The 19,293-nt window shown below is 41.3% G+C and carries 19 protein-coding genes and 1 pseudogene; 2 read left to right on the top strand and 18 right to left on the bottom strand.

All coding sequences use genetic code 11. The annotated features are described in order from the left end of the window. Nucleotides 1-18 precede the first annotated feature (18 nt). The 6 genes and pseudogenes from AC2YHV_RS01850 to AC2YHV_RS01825 all read right to left on the bottom strand — a co-directional run bounded on the left by AC2YHV_RS01850 (nucleotide 19) and on the right by AC2YHV_RS01825 (nucleotide 6,388). Nucleotides 19-1,191, bottom strand: a complete 1,173-nt coding sequence (locus AC2YHV_RS01850) for a YqgU-like beta propeller domain-containing protein (RefSeq protein WP_363929035.1) — start codon at nucleotides 1,189-1,191, stop codon at nucleotides 19-21. Between the two features lie 173 nt (nucleotides 1,192-1,364). After that, complete coding sequence (locus tag AC2YHV_RS01845; protein WP_057278819.1) at nucleotides 1,365-2,531, bottom strand: M14 family metallopeptidase; 1,167 nt, start codon at nucleotides 2,529-2,531, stop codon at nucleotides 1,365-1,367. Nucleotides 2,532-2,716: 185 nt separating this feature from the next. Then, a pseudogene (locus AC2YHV_RS01840) lies at nucleotides 2,717-2,836 on the bottom strand (transposase); the annotation flags it as partial. A gap of 344 nt (nucleotides 2,837-3,180) precedes the next feature. Next, the gene (locus AC2YHV_RS01835; RefSeq protein ID WP_487372479.1) at nucleotides 3,181-5,034 is read right to left on the bottom strand and encodes an LTA synthase family protein; all 1,854 of its coding nucleotides are present in this window, start codon (nucleotides 5,032-5,034) and stop codon (nucleotides 3,181-3,183) included. Between the two features lie 158 nt (nucleotides 5,035-5,192). Further along, complete coding sequence (locus tag AC2YHV_RS01830; RefSeq protein ID WP_063575677.1) at nucleotides 5,193-6,164, bottom strand: ROK family glucokinase; 972 nt, start codon at nucleotides 6,162-6,164, stop codon at nucleotides 5,193-5,195. Between the two features lie 14 nt (nucleotides 6,165-6,178). Beyond that, nucleotides 6,179-6,388 (bottom strand): YqgQ family protein, encoded by a 210-nt coding sequence (locus AC2YHV_RS01825; protein WP_034308407.1) that lies wholly within the window; start codon nucleotides 6,386-6,388, stop codon nucleotides 6,179-6,181. A 212-nt stretch (nucleotides 6,389-6,600) separates the two neighbouring features. Here AC2YHV_RS01825 and AC2YHV_RS01820 point away from each other — a divergent pair, with 212 nt between their 5' ends. Then, nucleotides 6,601-7,458, top strand: a complete 858-nt coding sequence (locus AC2YHV_RS01820; RefSeq protein ID WP_034308408.1) for a hypothetical protein — start codon at nucleotides 6,601-6,603, stop codon at nucleotides 7,456-7,458. Here AC2YHV_RS01820 and AC2YHV_RS01815 read toward each other — a convergent pair. The 6 genes from AC2YHV_RS01815 to AC2YHV_RS01790 form a co-directional block, all read right to left on the bottom strand. Continuing rightward, nucleotides 7,453-8,991 carry a rhomboid family intramembrane serine protease gene (locus AC2YHV_RS01815; protein WP_187049747.1) on the bottom strand — a complete coding sequence of 513 codons (1,539 nt, stop codon included), beginning with the start codon at nucleotides 8,989-8,991 and terminating at the stop codon, nucleotides 7,453-7,455. The genes AC2YHV_RS01820 and AC2YHV_RS01815 overlap by 6 nt on opposite strands. Nucleotides 8,992-9,154: 163 nt before the next feature. Next, nucleotides 9,155-9,343 carry a hypothetical protein gene (locus tag AC2YHV_RS01810; protein WP_034308414.1) on the bottom strand — a complete coding sequence of 63 codons (189 nt, stop codon included), beginning with the start codon at nucleotides 9,341-9,343 and terminating at the stop codon, nucleotides 9,155-9,157. 76 nt (nucleotides 9,344-9,419) lie between these two features. Next, nucleotides 9,420-9,992: a 5-formyltetrahydrofolate cyclo-ligase gene (locus AC2YHV_RS01805; RefSeq protein ID WP_413003789.1), complete on the bottom strand. Its 573-nt coding sequence runs from the start codon at nucleotides 9,990-9,992 to the stop codon at nucleotides 9,420-9,422. A gap of 182 nt (nucleotides 9,993-10,174) precedes the next feature. Continuing rightward, on the bottom strand, nucleotides 10,175-10,324 hold the full coding sequence (gene rpmG, locus AC2YHV_RS01800; protein ID WP_028391797.1) for a 50S ribosomal protein L33: 150 nt from the start codon (nucleotides 10,322-10,324) through the stop codon (nucleotides 10,175-10,177). Between the two features lie 117 nt (nucleotides 10,325-10,441). Further along, complete coding sequence (locus AC2YHV_RS01795) at nucleotides 10,442-11,050, bottom strand: hypothetical protein (protein ID WP_057278825.1); 609 nt, start codon at nucleotides 11,048-11,050, stop codon at nucleotides 10,442-10,444. Nucleotides 11,051-11,463: 413 nt separating this feature from the next. Further along, the gene (locus AC2YHV_RS01790) at nucleotides 11,464-11,790 is read right to left on the bottom strand and encodes a hypothetical protein (RefSeq protein WP_487372478.1); all 327 of its coding nucleotides are present in this window, start codon (nucleotides 11,788-11,790) and stop codon (nucleotides 11,464-11,466) included. Between the two features lie 170 nt (nucleotides 11,791-11,960). Between AC2YHV_RS01790 and AC2YHV_RS01785 the strand changes: the two genes are divergently transcribed. After that, a complete protein-coding gene (locus AC2YHV_RS01785; RefSeq protein WP_487372477.1) occupies nucleotides 11,961-12,392 on the top strand; it encodes a hypothetical protein in 432 nt (143 codons plus the stop codon). 68 nt (nucleotides 12,393-12,460) lie between these two features. On the opposite strand, the gene phoU is transcribed toward AC2YHV_RS01785, so the two are convergent. The 6 genes from phoU to AC2YHV_RS01755 form a co-directional block, all read right to left on the bottom strand. Beyond that, nucleotides 12,461-13,114, bottom strand: a complete 654-nt coding sequence (phoU, locus tag AC2YHV_RS01780; protein ID WP_048682139.1) for a phosphate signaling complex protein PhoU — start codon at nucleotides 13,112-13,114, stop codon at nucleotides 12,461-12,463. Nucleotides 13,115-13,133: 19 nt separating this feature from the next. After that, nucleotides 13,134-13,961 carry a phosphate ABC transporter ATP-binding protein PstB gene (pstB, locus tag AC2YHV_RS01775; RefSeq protein WP_371748449.1) on the bottom strand — a complete coding sequence of 276 codons (828 nt, stop codon included), beginning with the start codon at nucleotides 13,959-13,961 and terminating at the stop codon, nucleotides 13,134-13,136. A 15-nt stretch (nucleotides 13,962-13,976) separates the two neighbouring features. Further along, on the bottom strand, nucleotides 13,977-14,855 hold the full coding sequence (gene pstA, locus AC2YHV_RS01770) for a phosphate ABC transporter permease PstA (protein ID WP_034308427.1): 879 nt from the start codon (nucleotides 14,853-14,855) through the stop codon (nucleotides 13,977-13,979). A 3-nt stretch (nucleotides 14,856-14,858) separates the two neighbouring features. Then, on the bottom strand, nucleotides 14,859-15,758 hold the full coding sequence (gene pstC / locus AC2YHV_RS01765; RefSeq protein WP_063577668.1) for a phosphate ABC transporter permease subunit PstC: 900 nt from the start codon (nucleotides 15,756-15,758) through the stop codon (nucleotides 14,859-14,861). Between the two features lie 138 nt (nucleotides 15,759-15,896). Next, complete coding sequence (locus tag AC2YHV_RS01760) at nucleotides 15,897-16,862, bottom strand: PstS family phosphate ABC transporter substrate-binding protein (RefSeq protein ID WP_057278828.1); 966 nt, start codon at nucleotides 16,860-16,862, stop codon at nucleotides 15,897-15,899. Nucleotides 16,863-17,071: 209 nt separating this feature from the next. Then, the gene (locus tag AC2YHV_RS01755; RefSeq protein WP_487372476.1) at nucleotides 17,072-19,246 is read right to left on the bottom strand and encodes a peptidoglycan D,D-transpeptidase FtsI family protein; all 2,175 of its coding nucleotides are present in this window, start codon (nucleotides 19,244-19,246) and stop codon (nucleotides 17,072-17,074) included. Nucleotides 19,247-19,293 lie beyond the last annotated feature (47 nt).

Genomic DNA, 19,293 nt, shown 5'->3' with positions numbered 1-19,293 from the left:
AGCTTTTGTTTTAGGTTATCATGTTTGTTTGAACAATCTTTGTATTTGATGGGTTTTCATATCAATGATTTTCTCAAATTGATATCCATATAAGCAGAAGTTGCCATCAAGCGAACAGCTTAATGGTTCATTTTCCATGTCCTTCATCAATTCTTCTTGTGTGCCTTTTTCCCAATTAAATTTAGTTAAGGTAAACCTTCCCTCATATTGGTCAGCATCTTTTGATTCATTAGGAATAAACGTTATGAATTCCTTGTTTTTTTCAATGAAATCATAGGATGGAATGACCCAATCTGAAAAGCTTTTCAATAGTGGCACGGAAAAAGAGTGGATCGGCTTGTTTGTTGGATCATAAAATGCATATGTACCCCGATCTTGTTTTTCTGTCTCCACTTGAATCGTCATCAGCGCTTGCTTCACTTTTTTAAAGTGAATGACATCGAGCATAAGGCTGTCTGCCCCATCCCCATGCAGCGCTTTTCTTTCTAGGGGAGCCGTCAAAGCAGGTTCTTCTTTGTCCCAATCCAAAAACATCAAGTCATTTTCACTTGCCCATTGAGCAAAGGGCTGTGGAAAGTCCAGGGTTTCCATAGTTTGTTCATCTGGATTCAATACATAACTGCTGTATGTCCAATCTTCATAAAAGCTCGATACAAACAACCGGCCATCTTTAAATGAATTCCACTCATAAGCTAATTCATAGGCTGGGATTGCCACGGAATACAGTGGATTCCCCGTTTTATCGAGTATTGTGATTGATGCTTTATCCGAAGAGGTAAAGGACGACAACAAAATATGCGTACCAGACGGACTGATCGATACTTCAGAAAACGCAAAAGCCGGCTGATAGAAAACGGAAGTTTCATTCGTTTCCAAATTCCATGCCATCAACTGGGATAATTCATTACCATCCCGCTTCACAGAATATAAAATGGTTTTTGAATCCAGCCATCCAAAAATGGCTTCGATTTTTTCCGTTTCTGCGGTCGGGACCTTTAAATTGCTTACTGAAGTTTCCTGGTTAGATTGGGAGTGTTCTTTTTCCGTATCATTTACGGGTTTACTAAGGTCCTTGGAAGGCTCACAAGCCGAGATAAGAAGGATAGTGGAGATAAATAATGGGACGAAACACAACATCTTACAAATGGAAAGCCGCATACAAAGTGCTGCTTTGGATACTTTAATCTCCACACACCTCCCACTTCAAAACTAAAACGCCTGGCATATGTGAGCGAGACATTAGAAAGAGAGTAAGGATTAACCAATCGAGTCCTTACTCCCTTTCATTATAAAGTAAAAAAGAGAAAATGTGGCGGATAATGATCTTATATTTTTTTGGAAGTATATTCCTTAGGGGGAATGCATCACATATATAGTCCTGCCATCAAAATCTTGACGGAATCTTCATATATACCAGGCAAATGGGATAGCGGAAGCGGATTGATGCCCTTTCCCAGTTCGATTGTGAATCCACCGCGTTTGAATTCCTGAATGAACCAATCTTTATACCCAGCATGGCTGTCAACGTATTTTACGGCCCGATACCCGCTGCGCTCCTCAAACTCTCTCGCAACATTCGCTGCCTGTTCAGGTTCATGTCCCTCATATCCCCAATAGAATTCTTTTCCCTGGGTGTGAAGTGCAAGCACTCTTTCAAAATTCCGTCTTATTGCCAGCTCCTTCATGGCCAATGCTTCTGGTTCTGATAACGCGGTTTCTCCTGGAAAATCCCTCGGTGCAGGGGCTTTTGGAATCTTTCTGCGCTTTTCAACCTCCCAGTTAGCAGGATATTGGTTATTCAGGTCTACACCGCGGATATTGGCTTTCCAAGCATAAAAGGCAGGATTGCCATTATTTATTTTTAAAACATCAACCTTCCCCTCTGCCGCCTCCTCCCCCTTTAGGACAAGGTCGACTCCATCCGGATTCACCATTGGAACGATCGAAATGGACATATCCCGGTAGTACGGCATACAGTCCATTCCGCAAAGTGTACGATCATTCGTTACTGCCAGCAGAAAATCATTCAGCCATTTCATCAAAACAGCCGTAGTGATCCATTCATTAGCGTGGAATGAACCGTTATAATGTATGATCTTTTCACCTTGACCGATTCTTACCTCAAGGAGTTCTTTTCCCAGCACACTCTTTCCGACCGATTCAACCTTAATAAAGGGGTAATGACAAGATAGAACATCAAGATCGTCAAGAAGTGATTGATATTCGTAGGGCTTGTCGGTGACTATCACGGGATTCATCACCCGGACGGGTACCGAAAAAGGCTTTTGTCCATCTTGATTCAATAATACTATCCCATCGATTGGCAGGTGATATTGTAAAGCGATTTCAGCAAAATCGATATCTAACCGGGACTCTTGCTGAACAATGTATCCAGGTATCTGTACTTCGATGCCATTTGGCAAAACTCCGCCAGTAATGGCCGGATTGGCATCCTCAATCAAAACCCGGGGAATTTGGAACAATTGACTGTAATATGCCAAATCATCCCCGCTTCTGCTCACAACTTTCATTCAGCCTCCGCCCCTTTCATTGTTTTATCTTTATGAAGGGAAAAACAGAAAGATGTTCAGGAAGTCTCTTGTTTCATAATTGTAAGGGGTACTGATTTCCCTGAAAAAGCGAAAAAACCTGGATTGCGCCAAGTTTCAGGTTGTAGACAAAAGGTTAAGAGATTTGGGCTCTTAGAGCCACTATGTTATGCCATTGTAGGACCTTGCCATGTCCACGTGGCCATCTTCTTTAAATTAATGGCAGCGAAAGTAAGCATCACTTGCATCGATAATTTTTTAAGTCCCCTTAAAGTGGTCCAACGCAAAGTTGAGAAATGAAGGTATTTTATCATGAAAACCATAGCCTAAGAACCAACGTTAAGCCATATTTGTTTCCGTTTTAAAACAAAAAAGACTGTAGGCAAAAGAAGTTCTATCCAGATTTTTAAACATAGTTGATTGGAACGGAGGGTGCGAGACTCCTGCGGGAATAGCGAGTCCAAGGGAGACCCCAAGGTGCGCCGAGGAGGCTCCCGGACCGCCCGCGGAAAGCGAGTGCCTACGTTCCAATCAACGTCTAAATTTGTACAAGCAAAAAAACTGTAGACAAACTCGATTTTCATCAAGTTTGTCTACAGTCTGAAACCTGGATTGCGCCAGGTTTCCTTTTTCAAGGCTGCTCATAAAATCGGAGCAAATCCCCGTAAATGATTTTGTCGGAGTAATCAAGCTCCTGCTTTGCCTTTTCCAAATACTTCTCACATGAATCCTTTGCAGTCGCCGCGCCGGTGTTTTTATCATAGCAGGTATCCATCGTATAGAGGTAATCCTTCGTGATGAAACTGCTATCGCGAAGAACGGTGAACTCTAATTTCTCTTCGGAAAATAGATCTTTGCCGAATTCAATATAATCATCATTTTCAATTCCCAATAAATGAAGAAGAGTCGGCCTTACATCAATTTGGCCGGAAACGGTGGAAATCGTTTTTCCCTTCTGCCCGGGGACATGTATGATGAGCGGGACACGCTGAAGCTGGATCGATTCGAACGGAGTAATTTCCTTCCCAAGGAACTGGCTCATGGCAGAGTTGTGATTTTCAGAAATTCCATAATGGTCTCCGTATAGAACAATGATGGAAGCCTCATATAATCCATTACGTTTCAAATCGCCGATAAACTGTTTCAAGGCTTCGTCGGTATAACGTACGGTCGGAAAATACTGATTCAATGTTTTGGAATTCGAATCGTAAGGTTCCAATGTCCGGTCTTCTTCATTCAAAGTGAATGGAAAATGATTGGTTAACGTTATGAACTTGGCATAAAAAGGCTTAGGCATCCTCTTCAAGTGAGAAATTGATTGTTTGAAGAACGATTTATCATTCAAACCCCAATTGATGGAATTCCCTTCAGACACTTTGTATTCATCACTATCATAAAACCGTTGGTACCCAAGAGAATCGTACATTATATCACGATTCCAAAAGCTTTTATTATTGGCATGCAAGGAAGCCGTATAGTACCCTTTTTCCGTTAAGATTTCAGGTGTGGCTTTGTATTCATTTTGGGCATGAGTGAAAAATACTGCACCTCTACCTAAAGGATAGAGGGAATTCTCAATAATGAATTCTGAATCGGATGTTTTCCCCTGGCCGGTTTGGTGATAAAAGTTATTGAAATAATAGCTATCTTTAATGAATTGGTTCAGAAAAGGAGTGATTTCTTCCCCGTTGACAGTTTTATTGATGACAAAGCTTTGAGTGGATTCCAATGATATAAGAATCACATTTTTGCCTTTTGCCAGACCATAAAGTTCATCATTAACTTCTTTTTGATTGGCACGGACATAATTTTCGATTTCCGACAATTCACTGCCATCGGCAAGTGCACGTTGAGCTGATGATTTCGTCTGTAATATTGCATCATAGAGGTGATAATGGTACGTACCGATATTCTTAACGAGGATTTCGCGGTCAAACGTTCTTGTCAGGAGTTCAGGACGCGCCGCTTCCGCTAAAGCTAAGTTAAAAAATGTCACTCCTAAAGCCATTAACAAATAGAATTTACGGTCCTGGGGATTGTAACGACTTTCATGGAATGCTTTTGGTTTGTATTTCAGCAGAAGCATCAAGCACAGAATATCGGCAAAATACAATAGATCACTCGGATTGATCAATTCATGTACACTGCTTCCAAGGTCGTTCATATTGCTCGTTTGAAACAGAACGGGAATGGTTAAAAAATCATTGAAAAAGCGAAAAAAAACAAGATTGGCAAAGAGGACGAAGGTGATGAAAAAACTCATGATCAATAAGTATGCAGTCCGTCTATTTTCTTTTAAAAATAGATTCACGCCAAGTGTAAGTAAAAGGAAACTGACAGGATTGATGAATAGTATGAACTCCTGGATCCAATTATCAATATCTATCTCAAAACTTGTTTTATAGGCGATATATGTTTTAAGCCAAAGTGAAATCAATACGACCCAAAACAATGAATATCCCTGTTTTTTGAAGACCCTTTTCAATCCTGGTCCCTCCTCATCGAAGAAGCGCTGGATCAGCGATCCAGAGCGCCTCAATAATGGGTCATGGTTCTCCCCCTCAAAAAGGGGGAACTATCTTTGAAGATTCCATCTTTTTTTCTTATAACCCCAGATTGCCAGAGGGCAGCATGGAATCGGAATCACGTATTCATTTGGCTTTTAATGAGCCAGGCTGCACCTATTACCCCTGCATCATTGCCTAGAGTGGCCAGGCTGATTTTCGTTGATTTACTAACCCGTTTGAATGCATACTTTCCGAATGCAGAACGGACAGTATCAAGTAAAATGTCTCCCGCTTGTGAAACGCCGCCGCCAATGACGATTTTATCTGGATTCATGACATTCCCAACATGTGATAGTGCCAGCCCCAAGTAATTGCCTACCTTATCCACCACAGCTTTGGACAAGGGATCACCTGCTGCGGCGCATTGGAATAACAGTTTGGAAGTAACCGTATTCCCCTCTTCTACTTTCTGCTGAAGCAATGACTTTTCATCGGCGGCATTCAAGGCTTCTAAAGCCATACGGACGATTCCCGTTGCCGAAGCAACCGTTTCCAAACAACCAGTCTTGCCGCAATTGCATGGTGCCCCTCCGTCCGTTACGACCGTTATATGGCCTACTTCCCCAGCAGCTCCACTGGTACCATGGACGATTTGGCCATTATGGATGATTCCGCCTCCTACACCCGTTCCCAAAGTGACACAAACGAGGTCTTTGGCTCCATTACCGGCACCTTTCCACATTTCTCCCAAAGCTGCCATATTGGCATCATTATCGATCACAGCTGGAAGAGCTGTCTCCACCTCCAATAAATCTTTTAAAGGATAGTCCTTCCAGCCAAGATTGACGGCTTCATATATGGAACCGTTAACAAATTTCACAGGACCGGGAGCACCCATTCCTATCCCTACTATCTTACTCTTCGGTTCATTAAGTTCCACGAGCTTCGCATCAATTGCTTTGGCTATGTTAATCGTAATGTATTTTCCCTTTTCGGAGATATCCGTGCTGATTTCCCATTTATGAATGATTTCTCCGTACAAATTGATTAAAGCCAGTTTGGTAGTTGTACCGCCTAAATCCACACCCATCAGCCACTTTTCCATCATTCTCACCTTTTTTATCAATTTTTTTTCTGTTTTTCCCTTTCAAGAGACGATTGCTGCCTGATTAAAAGAATCGCCATTTGATAATCTTTCGTATCCATCATCTGCATACGGTGGAGTTCCCTTATTTCGGCCTCCATCAGTTCAAGCTCGGCTAAGCGATCGCCAATATAGATAAATGTACCAAATCTTTTCAAGTATTGTTGAAGATCATAATATGTTTTCATAGTAAACCTCTTTACTCTTTTCTTTAGGAAAGTATATCGAATCAGCACCTCTGTAACAAGCGCCCATTTCCTCTTTTGATAATTTCCCCATCCCCCTCATACATGTCCAACTGTATTCATATGATGAAATATCAAGAATGTGGACTCCTTTGATTGATTTAACAGCTTAATGTTTTTAAACCATTCATCACGCGTGAAAACGGAGGGGAAAAATGAAAGTACAATTGAAGTATACCGTCTTTTTGGTTTTAACCACCATTTTTGTCATCCTTTATTTATCAAATCATAAACGGACAGAGGAAACCATCATTTTTTTTCCCATCGATTCCTCGCTCCATTTTGAACATGCTTCCACCCATCTGACACCAAAGGGAACCGGGGATTCCACCTATACCATCACTTGGAGGGTGGATTCTACGTTGGACCAGCCTGCTTACTTACGTCAGGACGTATCGCTTTTATACAAAAATGGAAAATTGGCAGGGGCTTTAAAAAATTGGCGCCAAAATAAACAAGAACTCTCTCAAAAAGCGAAATATAAAGAATCCGAGAGTGGGCGTTATGAAGCTGTAACGTTTCATTATGCCGAGGTTCATCCAAGTGACACCATTTTCACCAGTGCCCAGCAGCTCAGTAAAGATAAACTCTATACAGTAACGACACCGGTTTTTCAATTTTTCCACCGCCCCCTTTCAGAAGAACAGATTCAGTGGAAAAAAACGCTGGACGGCTTGACAGATCAAACGGTTCGAAATGGTTTGGAGAAAGCCGGGCAAGCCTTTCAGGTCAATCTTGATCAGTACAAAATCATTTCTTTAACAGATCTGCCTTCAAAGAAAAACCAATGGCTTGCTGCCTTCCCCCAATTCAAACGGGAAGAAATTGTGGGAAAACTATGGGAAGGACTATACAAAAATTATGTGTTGGGAGTAAAAAAGGAGGATGGCTCCACTGTGAGTCCACAAGGTAGCACCATCCCCCTATTGCTTATGGCGAAGAATCAAAGGGAAATACTTGTCTTGTTTACCCTGAAAGACGGTACTCCAATCATGCTGCGTCAAGAGTTATAGTTGCTTTTCGATTTCTTCCAGTAGTTTAGTGTATGACTTATTATCCGGGGCAAGCTCAATAGCCTTATCAGCTTGCTCTTTAGCTTGGTCGAATGATTTGAGATTCATGTAGACCAAAGCAAGATTGTAATGGGCTTCATGCAATTCCGGATTACTTTCAATCGCTTTTTCATAATAACCCTTTGCCTTGTATATGTCCTTTTTATCAAAAGATAAATTTCCGAGCATAAAGAGCGATAGCGGTGCATCAGGATTTGAATCCACATATTTGAATAGCATCTCTTCCGCCTTATCCTCTTCATCATCATCAATATACTTTTGGGCCATCATTGCCATGGTATTATCATCGATAGCTGCACTTTCCTGATGATTGAAACCAAATTGCAGCAGGGAATAGGTCAGTATTACCGTCCCGATCAGAAAAGCCAGCTGCCGAAGGATATTCTTGGATTTTGGCAGATGGACCACTCCAGCAGCCAAAAACCCACCGATCAAACCTCCGATATGCCCTGCATTGTCAATTCCCGAAACGCTGAAACCATATATTAAGTTAATGATGATCAACACGATCACCGATGAGCCCATCGAGCGCATGAATAATTTCGGATAGACGATGCCAAAGTACAAAAGTGCCCCAAAACAGCCAAAAATGGCTCCGCTCGCTCCTGCGGAAAGGTTCGGGGTCATGATGAAGCTGCCTAGAGTTCCAGCGAAACCAGCGAATATATAGATGAAAAGGAACCTGGCATTACCGTAAATCCTTTCAACTTCAGCACCAATCAAATACAGCGAAAATGTATTCATCAGTAAATGAATGAACCCAATATGGACGATCATCGGTGTAAAGAACCGCCACCATTCCCCTTGGATGATATAAGGGGAAAATTTAGCGCCAAACTCAATCAAAGTCTTGGAATTGGTGCTGCCCCCATTAAACTCCATCAAGATGAACACTGCTATTTGTACCGCCATGAATATATATGTAAAGAATGGCTTATTGGCATTTTGAAATACCTTCTGTTCGGCCTTAGCCTTTTTGACTGACTCCGAGATGGCGTTCTTCTTTACTTCAAGAACCTTTTCCTCATCTATTTCATTTTCCTCAAGAACTTGAATTGAAAGTGGTTTTTTCAAAACATGTTCAAGGTTTTGCAACGAATCATGAAAGTTCTCACAAGTTAGAAGGAACGTGTTGACATCCGTCTTTTTAAAGGAGGCCACCCGTGAACTAAAGTCATGATCATCGACCGGGGCGAATTTACTAACATAGATACTTAAAATGTTTATGGGCTTTTTGTATAATTTCCTTCTGATTCTTTCCCCATTCTGCAATGTTCGCTCGATATCGCGTTTCAGCCAATTAGCCCAATCCAAATCATGGCGGATGAGTCTTATGACTGGAAACTCCTTATTCTTATCGCTCTCAAGCCAAATCTCCTGATGGTTTTCCGTGACTGTGATCATTCGATAATCGTAATGGGCAGACAACTCCCTTATGGTTTCCCAAAAAAAATAATCCTCTTTAAATCCCAATGCCTTCCCCACTTTCCAATGAAACTTAAGCTTCTAAAATTCCTGTTCTTTAATTAAAACTATAGACGAAATCATGTAAAAAGTAAAAAGGAGACTGTTTCCCCGCTCCTAAAAATAAAAAAGGAACCCTCGGTCAGGTTCCCTTTTCAAGATGCCGGCATCCTCATTTGGTCTGAGTGAACATGCTTTGCATCATTTTATCCCTGAACATTGGCATATCCAAGGATTTAGTCACTAGAAATCTTCTCAGTATGCCGTTGGACAGCGCAACATTAATCAGGCGGTACCGGTTTTTGTAACCAGCATAAACAGCTAAACCAACCAAGAAGATTTGAATAATTAATCGAAGCATAACAATCCCTCCTATCAATAGTGTGATACAGGATAGGATTTTTATGAGCTAAAAGTGATAATTAATGAACTTCTTCTTAATGGGCGTACGTGCGTATAACCTTGGATGGGGTAATGAGTTTGCCCACCGCTAGATCATGTACCTCTATCGGGAGTTCATCCATTAATTGGAACTCATATGTAAGGGCCAATGTATCTCCTCGGTAATTAGATAGGAAACGGTCATAATAACCCCCTCCAAAGCCTAGGCGATACCCTTCCTTGGTAAAAGCAAGGCCGGGTACGATCAATGCGTCCAATTCCTCTTTGCTGGCCTTGGCTGTTTCAGCCACTGGTTCCAGCAATCCGTAATAAACAGACTCGAGCTGATTGAAGGACGAAATTTTTTTGAATTCCATTGTCTTTTTTTCGGGATCACATTTTGGTACAGCCACTACTTTTCCTTCGCTCCATGCTTGTTCGATGATCCGTACCGTTGGGACTTCAGGCGGAATGGAGATGGTGATGCCAATGGTATCAGCATTTTTCCATTCTTCCAAAGCGAATAAGTTTTCAGCGATTCTGGTGGATAGTTCTTCATGTTCCTCTTTAGTCAGCTGCATTAAACGGGACCTAACTTCTTGACGGAGCTTATTCTTGTTTTCTCTCATCTCTTCCGACTCCTTTAGTCTACTTCTATCATTATCTCATAATATTTGTCCATTTACGAAAATACGGTGTCGGAAATCGCCGAATCATTCGTGCATTCTGGTGAAAATATTCACTAAAGGAAAGAGAGAAAAGAGGGACTTAAAAAAATGCATAAAAAAAACAACAGGAAAAATCCTGTTGCTTACTTTGTTTCACGGTGAGTCGTGCTGCGTTTTTCTCTTGAGCAGTATTTTTTAAGCTCAAGACGGTCTGGATTGTTACGTTTATTTTTTTTAGAAATATAGTTACGGTCTCCACATTCAGTGCAAGCTAATGTAATATTTACGCGCATTGTGTATTTCCCTCCAAACATATTGACATTTTCACATAGGACTTTTCTATAATATCATTATTCAATGCGAATTGCTAGTATGTTTTTCGGGAAATCCTACATTACTTTTTCGTATTCTTAATTGTTTACGTTTTGCATCGTCAGGAGGAGTTGATTATTTATAACTTTCGCTTCTTCTTTCGTATCAGCATGAATGACCCAAGCCACAGCTTCCACACATTCTTTCGGTAAGATTTCCGTTTCTAGCGTAAACACACTGGTAACTTCCCCTTTGGCGAGCGGTGAATAAGCCAGGAGACCTTCTTTCAATGATTTGAAGCATCCTTCTTGATAAAGGCTTCCCTTACCTTGGATGCAATATTGAGAGATGCTTTTCCCTTTCACCAATCCCCCCAATAAGGCAATCGATTGAGGGGCTACATGTAAAATCGCCCGTTCATTCGGGCTGTAAAAAGCCACCGCCTGCCTTTCGAAAGCGTTTTCATAGTGAAAAAACACTTTTGGCCGCTTGGTCTCGAATGAGGTATTCCTGATCGTGAACTTCGAAAAGGTCACCTGCCCTTGGGTATACGTCTGTGAAAGTGTCCGGATCTCTCCATTAGGATGACTCATCATATCCTCCTCAGGATACCAATCAAAACTCTCATCCATCCATAATCCAGCCTTTAATCCCTTACGAAATAATTCCTGGTTATCCTGTGGCATATACGCGGATAGCGAATTCATATAATCATCCCTTCCCCTTCTTTTATCTTTATATTACTTATCGTTAGGCGCTGTCAGTGAAACTATCCACTTTAAATTCTGCACACCATTTTCTTATAGGATCATTGATTTTTAATAATTCAAAATATTTTGTTTTTTCGATTTATTCTATCTTTATGTTAGCACTGAATTGGCTGATGGACAATAAACACATTTTGTCGAATTTTATGTACGTTATCTTTCAAAGGTTTTTTTCCCATTTTCATGCCTAATTTTTTTCCATCAACGACGGTCACATCGCTTTTCGACAATATTTGAAAAAAAACAGACAATAAATGAAGTTTACTGCCTACTTCCGAAAATATAAAAATATGAAAATCCCCAATTTTTTTCGAATATGCGTAAACTATAAGTATATTGTCGAAAATTATCTTCTAAGGTGAAAACATGGAAACACTTATCTTCTCATCATTTCCTTTTTCGGTAAGGCTGTTTTCACATACTTTGTTGCTATTTACCAGGTAGTGAGTTGTGGTTGATTTCCCCTCCAGATGCTCGCTTTCCTTGGTGCGGGCGGTGAGCCTCCTCGGCGTAAACGCCTGTGGGGTCTCACCTGTCCCGCTGCTCCCGCAGGAGTCTCGCACTTCCGCTCCATTCAACCTTAAATAGTTTCGTTTAAAAACAACAATCTTTACGAAAAGAGCCTTCTTGAAGAGGAATTCGTTATCCAGGACGACCCTGTTCCCTCTGTAAAGGATCAATCAACTGTCACTTCCAATGATATCGAACCCATACATGAGATTCTAAAAAGCCAGGTTCTATCTTTATATAGTCAAGGTCTCACTTTGGACCAGATCGCTAGACAATCCTCGTTAACGAAGGAACAAACCATTTCAGTGATCGAGCAGCAAAGATTGCGGGGTGAATGAACATGAATAAAGCAAGACTGCAAGGTCTTTCCGCCGGCATCATTTTTACAACAACAATCTTTGCTGCCTTTTATTATGGCACCGATAAGTTCGAAGGCACCACTCCCACTGCGGAGGAAGCTAAGGAATTGCTCGTAAAGAAGGGATTCGTCGTTACACTTCCTACCCAGGAAGCTAAAAAGACCGTCCAACCAAAGGATCCGGATAAGGTTTTAATGGAGAAGGAAGCTTCAACCTATACAATTAAAGTGAAAACAAATATGACCACAGCCGAGATTGCCGATCTCCTTTCCAAGGAAAAAATCATCGATGATGCTGCTGAATTTGAAGCTTACCTGAATGACCGGGATTTCTCGAAAAAAATACAAATCGGCGAGTTTGTTGTTACGAATAATATGACATATAGACAATTGGCCAATACATTGACACATTAATGAATAAGAGAGACTTTTAAATGGACTATGTCCGAGAAAAAGCCTCTCTTTTTTCAATTAGGATAGGTTCATTCATTCCTGCTGATATATCTCCCTCTTACAAGGAAGTAAATATTCTCTGCGATATTCGTTGTATGGTCCGCTGTCCTTTCTAAATATCGAGCAATTAGGGAAAGCTGCGTAACCTGCTGAAGGTTTTTTTCATCTGAAAGGCGTAGGAGACTTCGAATCATTTCTCCATAAAAACGATCAACCTCATCATCCATTTCAATGATTTCTCTTGAAAGAACAACATCTTCCTTCTCAAATGCTTCTATTGAAAGTCGAATCATCTTTAATGTAATATCATGCATCTGCTTTAATGGTGTTAAAGGTAGAATAAATGGCTGGTCACCGATTCGGATCGCCGATTTGGCGATATTCACACCAAAGTCTGCCATCCTTTCAATATCCGAGGCGATTTTTATGGCTGCAATGATACGCCTTAAATCAATCGCAACCGGCTGTTGCTTAGCAATCAGTAAAATCGCAAAGTCATTTATTTCCTCTTCCAGTAAATCAGCTATTGTATCATCATCAATAACTTCAAGAGCCTCATCTACATTATTGCTTTCCAGTGCGGCATATGATTTTGATATGGCACCTGAAGCTAAATTAGCCAACTTCACGATTTTCTCTTGCAGCTCTTTCAATTGAAGCTCGAAATTTTCACGAACGATCATTATCGCATCTCCTTTTCTCTTAACCGAAACGTCCGGTAATGTAATCTTCTGTTCTTTTATCATTCGGATTAGAGAAGATGGTATTTGTATCAGAATATTCGATGACTTCCCCATTTAAGAAGAAGGCTGTTCTATCAGAGATACGTGCTGCCTGCTGCATGTTATGGGTAACGATGATGATGCTGAAATCCTTTTTCAGTTCCTGGACCAATTCTTCTATTTTCAACGTTGATATCGGATCAAGGGCAGAAGTAGGTTCATCCATTAGAATGACATCTGGTTCGATTGCCAAACATCTGGCAATACAAAGGCGCTGTTGCTGTCCGCCTGAAAGTCCATATGCATTTTCATGCAGACGGTCTTTCACTTCATCCCAAATCGCTGCCCCTTTTAAACTCTTTTCGACAATCTCATCAAGAATTTTTTTATTTTTAATTCCATGGATCTTTGGTCCATATACAACATTTTCATAAATGGATTTAGGAAAGGGATTAGGCTTTTGGAAGACCATCCCCACCTGTGTCCTTAAATCTTCCACCTTATAGGACTGATCAAGGATATTCCTGTTCCTATATTTAATCTGTCCTGTCGTTTTCACATCCGGGACTAGTTCTATCATTCGGTTCAATGTTTTAATGTAGGTGGATTTCCCACATCCTGAAGGCCCTATGATGGCCGTCACTTCATTTTGGTGCATATCCAGATTAATATTTTTCAAAGCATGGTTTTCTCCATACCATAAATTAAGATTGGATGTTTCATACACCTTTTCCGACAAGGCAGCTGATCCGACATTATCGATTTCGATAGCCGGTGACTCTTTTTCTCTCGTTAAGGTCATATTCATGCTTCCTTCCTCCTATCAGTATCTTTTCTGGAATTTATTTCGAATTATAACGGCTATTGAATTCATGATTATTAACAGGATGAGTAAAACGATGATTCCCGCTGCAGCAACCTGCTGGAATTCCTCCTGCGGACGAGATGTCCAATTATAGATTTGCATTGGCAGCACTGTAAATGTATCCATGACCGTTTGAGGTAAGAAGGCGATGAACATTGGAATGCCAACCACCACCAATGGCGCCGTTTCACCGATTGCCCGTGACAAAGCAAGTATTCCTCCAGTTAAAATGCCAGGTATCGCAGCAGGCAGGACCACTTTCAAAATGGTTTGCCACTTTGTTGCACCCATTCCAAACGAAGCTTCCCTTAAATCACGAGGTACGGCACGTATGGCCTCCTGGGCAGCGACTATGATGACCGGGAGAACGAGGAGGCTCATGGTCAGGCCCGCTGCCAATATGGACCGGTCCAAGGCAAGAGCACGAACGAAAACCGTTAAGCCCAGTAGTCCAAATACAATTGACGGGACACCTGCCAGATTGGAAATATTCACTTTGATAAAAGTGGTGATCCAATTCTTCCTCGCATATTCCTCTAAATAAATGGCCGTTCCAACACCAAGCAGCAGGGAAACCGGGGCCACCACTACCATCAACCATATTGAACCGATCAGCGCTGCCTTTATACCAGCTTCTTCAGGTTTCCTGGAAGCGAAATTCTGAAGGAAATCCCCATTCAGACTACCAATTCCTTGAGTGAATATCCGATAAAATAAGATGGCCAATACGAGGAGGCCAACCAATGTTGCCAAGAAGAATAATCCTTTACAAATCGTGTTAACTGCAAGCCTAGCAGGCATTTTTTTTGCAACATGACTTTTGTTTATCAGTTTCATGACTTAATATTCCTCCCTGAACTTGCGAGAGATGAACTGCGCCAGTAAATTCATGACAAGCGTAAAGACGAACAGTGTCATTCCAACCGCATATATGCTGTAGTAAATCGTTGTCCCATACCCTGCATCCCCCGAACTGACCTGAACGATATAAGCGGTCATCGTTTGAATCGATGAAGTGACATCCATGCTCATATTTGGGGTCGAGCCACCGGCAACACTCACAATCATGGTTTCCCCGATCGCTCTGGATAAAGCAAGAACGATGGATGCCACAATTCCAGAAATGGCTGCTGGCAATACCACTTTAATTGTCGTTTCAAGTTTCGTTGCTCCTAAAGCATACGCACCTTCGCGAATCGACTTCGGCACTGATACCAGGGCATCTTCTGACAAAGAAGCTATCATCGGCATGATCATGATACCTACGACGATTCCAGGACTCAGGGCATTGAACATGTCAAGGGAAGGAAATAAATCCCGCAAAACCGGTGTTACAAAAGTTAAGGCAAAAAAGCCATAAACGATAGTAGGAATCCCAGCTAAAACTTCTAAAATCGGCTTGATGATTCTCCGTGTTTTCTCTGATGCATATTCACTCAAGAAAATGGCTGTTGCAAGTCCTACTGGAACTGCAACCACCGCTGCTATGACTGTTATCTTCAACGTTCCAACAATAAGGGGCATAATCCCATAGGAAGGTGCAGATGCAAATGGCAGCCATTTAGCTTCCGTAAAAAATTCGACGATGGATACTCTGTCAAAAAAGATGAATGTTTCAAATATAAGGGTCAGGATGATCCCGATTGTAGTAAAAACGGAAATTGCCGCCGTAAGGAACAAAAGTTTAGGCATGACTTTTTCCAAATTGATTTTTTTCTTACTTTTCTTTTCCAGAATCATTTGCTGTACAGAATAGGTTTCTGTTTTTCTAAGTTCCAACTTGCATCCTCCATTTCAGACACGCAATATTTGGAATTACAAGCTGTTACCCCCGCCTCAATCGAGTCAAGGCGGGATTTCAATAGCCTGTAATATCTTTTATTTTTCCAATTCTTTTAATTTATCAAGATCTTTCTGGTACTCTTCTTCCGGCAGGCTGATATAACCCACTTCTTCTGCAAGCTCTCCTGCATTTTCAATGACGAATTGAGTATAATCTGCAACTTGTTCTTTTTCAGCTACCGACTTATTAGCTACATATGTGTAAAGTGGACGTGACAATGGTGCATACTCCCCACTTTTAATTGTTTCATGCGTTGGCTCTACAGCACCTTTGCCGTTGTCGATGGAAATGATCTTTAACTTATCTTTATTTTCAGAGTAGTAGGCATAACCGAAGAATCCAATCGCATTTTTATCGCCTTCTACACCTTGTACAAGAACGTTATCGTCTTCTGAAAGCGTAGCATTTTCCACCATTGGTTTTTCTTCAAGGATCACTTCATTGAAATAATCATATGTTCCAGAATCTGTTCCCGGAGAGTAGAATTTAATTTCTTCGTTCGGCCATTCAGGACGTATATCAGACCATTTCTTCACCTTTCCATTATCAATCCACAGTTTTTGAAGTTCTTCAACTGTTAGTGAATCGATGAAATCATTATCTTTATTGGCAACGATTGAAATACCGTCAAATGCCAGTTTCAATTCTGTATATTTAACACCCTTTTCATCAAGTAAGGCACTTTCTTCTTCTTTCACCGGGCGGGATGCATTGGCTAGGTCCGTATCACCAGCGATGAATTTCTTGAATCCCCCACCTGTTCCTGACGATCCCACTGAAACCTTCACATCAGGCTGTGTAGCCATATATTCTTCCGCAACTGCCTCCATGATCGGAAAGACCGTTGAAGAACCATCCGTAATAACTTCTCCCTTGAGTTGATCTGAAGCCGCTTCATTTCCTTTACCGCTGTTTGAAGTATCATTAGATCCACATCCAGCTGCCACTGCGATTACTCCACCCATTACTGCGGTCATAGCCATAAATTTGAAACGTCTCATTTGTAAATCCCCCTAAGAATTTTATATGAATATTTTGTCCTACTCTCACATCATACTTTCAGACTGTAAATTCCGTTTAAAGCATTTGTAAATATTGAGTAAATAATTGTGTGCTTATTGTAAAGATGTAAGAACAGTGCTGATCCCTTTCTTAAAATGCAAAAAAACACGTTTCCGGTTTTACCCAAAAACGTGTTTTTAACCTTTTATTATTCATTTTCCTGGCTTTTTCTAACTTCAGCCTGGTCCTTTTGAACGTCTTTACCATTCTCCACCTTCAAATCGGTCGAGGTTTCGGTATTTTCCTTATCCTTCTTAGCCCGTTCTTTTTTCAGTTCGAAATAAGTATCCATAATTTCTTCACCTATCTCTTTACTCATGCTATGGCCTGAATGTCCTTGGTATGCCCACGGTACAACGACCGCAAAAGCGACCTCCGGATTTTTGGCTGGGGCATAGCCAACAAGCGTGATGTTCATCGTTTCTTGGGGCTCGCTATAATCCAACCGGTTCGGGCCGTCATAGAATGCTTCCGCCGTCCCGGTTTTAGCTGCCACTGTATACGGTTTATTCCCAAAATACTTATAAGCCGTTCCGCCTTGTTCCATCGCAACTTTATCGAAACCGCTCTGAACACGTTCAATCCACTCTTCCTTCATATCAAGACGATTAAGGACAGTCGGTGAAACGTCTTCGGCAACAGGTCCCAATTGCTCATTATTATCAACAGGATCACGGATTTCCTTAACCATATGCGGCTTCATGCGGTTACCGCCATTCGCAATGGCAGAAACATATTGCGCGAGCTGCATTGGTGTGTACGTATCATACTGTCCGATAGCAAGGTCAAGCAGCTTACCTGGAGATGTTTCGGAACCTTTGAACCCGCTCATTTCATTCGGGAGATCAATCCCTGTACGGACTCCCAAGCCAAACTGGGCAAATGAATTCCGCATGGTCGAAAAGGCGCTAGAACTAATATTCAATGGCTCATTCGGCACATAATGCGCACCTGCAATATTAATGGCCGTCCTGAACATATAAACGTTCGAAGATACCTTCAATGCTGTCAAATCATTAATGTTCCCGAAGTTACTATATGAACCTTTTGCTGGTGTACCTTTGATTTTCAGTTTCGTATCATAAAAGTACGTACCCGGCTGGATCGCACCTTCATGATAACCGGTTAAAACGGTAGCACCTTTAACCGCAGACCCCATCGTATAGGAAGTCGTGATATTTCCTAATGCGAAGTCCTCAATGGAGGATTTCCCTGTTTTTGGATCTTTCTCATATTTCTTGCCAGCCATCGTCAATACTTCTCCTGTATCGGGATCCATCATGACGACAAAGGCCCTGTCCAAGAATTTGGTGTTACCCATTTTTTTCTTGGCAATCAATTGCTTTTCAATGATTTCCTCTGTTGCAAGCTGTAAATCCATATCAACTGTCAATATAAGATCTTTTCCTCGCGAACCTTCGGTAACCACTTCGGAATCGACGACATTTCCTGATTTATCGGTCACATTCCTTACTTTCGCTTTCTGCCCTTGAAGGATATCTTCATATTGCGCCTCAATATAGCTCTTTCCTACACGGTCATTCCGGCTGTAATCACGTGCAAGGTAGTAGTTCAGGCTTTCACTAGGCAACCCTTCTTCGGATGAGGAAACTTTACCCAATACAGATTTAAGTGTTTTATTATATGTATAAAAACGATCCCAATCTGTAGATATATCGACCCCTGGGAGCGAATCAAGGTTTTCACTCACCTTGGCGAATTCTTCTTTTGTTACTTTCTTGTTTTTCACAATTTGCGGGGTAAGGGCATATCCGCTTGCAAATTCCCTATAGATGGCAAGGACCTCCAGATCATTTTCCGAAAGCTTTGTTTCTTCATCAGTAATCCGATCAAGCTGAAGCTTATAAAGATCACTTTCTTCCATCTCGCCCTCTTCCACTTTTTTCCGTTCTTTATCCGTAATCTTTTTCTCGGCCAGCTTCGGATTCTTCAAAATCCAAAAATCCTTTTTATCGCGCTCAGTCACTTTGTTTGGTTCCTTTTCGATCAACTTCGCGAGTTTCTCAGCCGTTTCCACCATTTCTGTTTGTTTCGTACCTTGCTTTCGTGTATATGTAATTGCATCCAGTGGTTGGTTATCGACCATAAGTTTTAAATTACGGTCATACATTTTCCCACGGGGCACCGAATTATTCACGGTCACTTCCTCTGTTCTTTCAATCTCACGCCGGTAATCATCACCATAAACAATCTGTACAACACCCAAGCGTAAAATTAAAGCGGAAAACAAAACAAACACTAAAAAGAAAAGAATATTCAATCTGAAAGGCACATGCGTCTTTTTCTTTTTCTTTTTATTCACACTAAGCCACACATCCTTTTTACATAGTCATAATAGGTCCTATACCA

The sequence above is a fragment of the Peribacillus sp. SRI_006 genome, assembly GCF_057586375.1.
The sequence above is the reverse complement of the archived record's forward strand: the minus strand, read 5'-3'. Positions and strand labels throughout refer to the sequence as shown.

Bases quoted from the DNA above. Each gene is read 5' to 3' on its own strand.
- AC2YHV_RS01810 (WP_034308414.1), bottom strand. From the start codon at position 9,343: ATGCTTCGATTAATTATTCAAATCTTCTTGGTTGGTTTAGCTGTTTAT.
- phoU (WP_048682139.1), bottom strand. From the start codon at position 13,114: ATGATCGTTCGTGAAAATTTCGAGCTTCAATTGAAAGAGCTGCAAGAG.
- AC2YHV_RS01795 (WP_057278825.1), bottom strand. From the start codon at position 11,050: ATGAATTCGCTATCCGCGTATATGCCACAGGATAACCAGGAATTATTT.
- AC2YHV_RS01825 (WP_034308407.1), bottom strand. From the start codon at position 6,388: ATGAAAACATATTATGATCTTCAACAATACTTGAAAAGATTTGGTACA.
- AC2YHV_RS01845 (WP_057278819.1), bottom strand. From the start codon at position 2,531: ATGAAAGTTGTGAGCAGAAGCGGGGATGATTTGGCATATTACAGTCAA.
- AC2YHV_RS01805 (WP_413003789.1), bottom strand. From the start codon at position 9,992: ATGAGAGAAAACAAGAATAAGCTCCGTCAAGAAGTTAGGTCCCGTTTA.
- pstA (WP_034308427.1), bottom strand. From the start codon at position 14,855: ATGAAACTGATAAACAAAAGTCATGTTGCAAAAAAAATGCCTGCTAGG.
- AC2YHV_RS01830 (WP_063575677.1), bottom strand. From the start codon at position 6,164: ATGATGGAAAAGTGGCTGATGGGTGTGGATTTAGGCGGTACAACTACC.
- rpmG (WP_028391797.1), bottom strand. From the start codon at position 10,324: ATGCGCGTAAATATTACATTAGCTTGCACTGAATGTGGAGACCGTAAC.
- AC2YHV_RS01820 (WP_034308408.1), top strand. From the start codon at position 6,601: ATGAAAGTACAATTGAAGTATACCGTCTTTTTGGTTTTAACCACCATT.
- AC2YHV_RS01785 (WP_487372477.1), top strand. From the start codon at position 11,961: ATGAATAAAGCAAGACTGCAAGGTCTTTCCGCCGGCATCATTTTTACA.
- AC2YHV_RS01760 (WP_057278828.1), bottom strand. From the start codon at position 16,862: ATGAGACGTTTCAAATTTATGGCTATGACCGCAGTAATGGGTGGAGTA.
- pstB (WP_371748449.1), bottom strand. From the start codon at position 13,961: ATGAATATGACCTTAACGAGAGAAAAAGAGTCACCGGCTATCGAAATC.
- pstC (WP_063577668.1), bottom strand. From the start codon at position 15,758: ATGATTCTGGAAAAGAAAAGTAAGAAAAAAATCAATTTGGAAAAAGTC.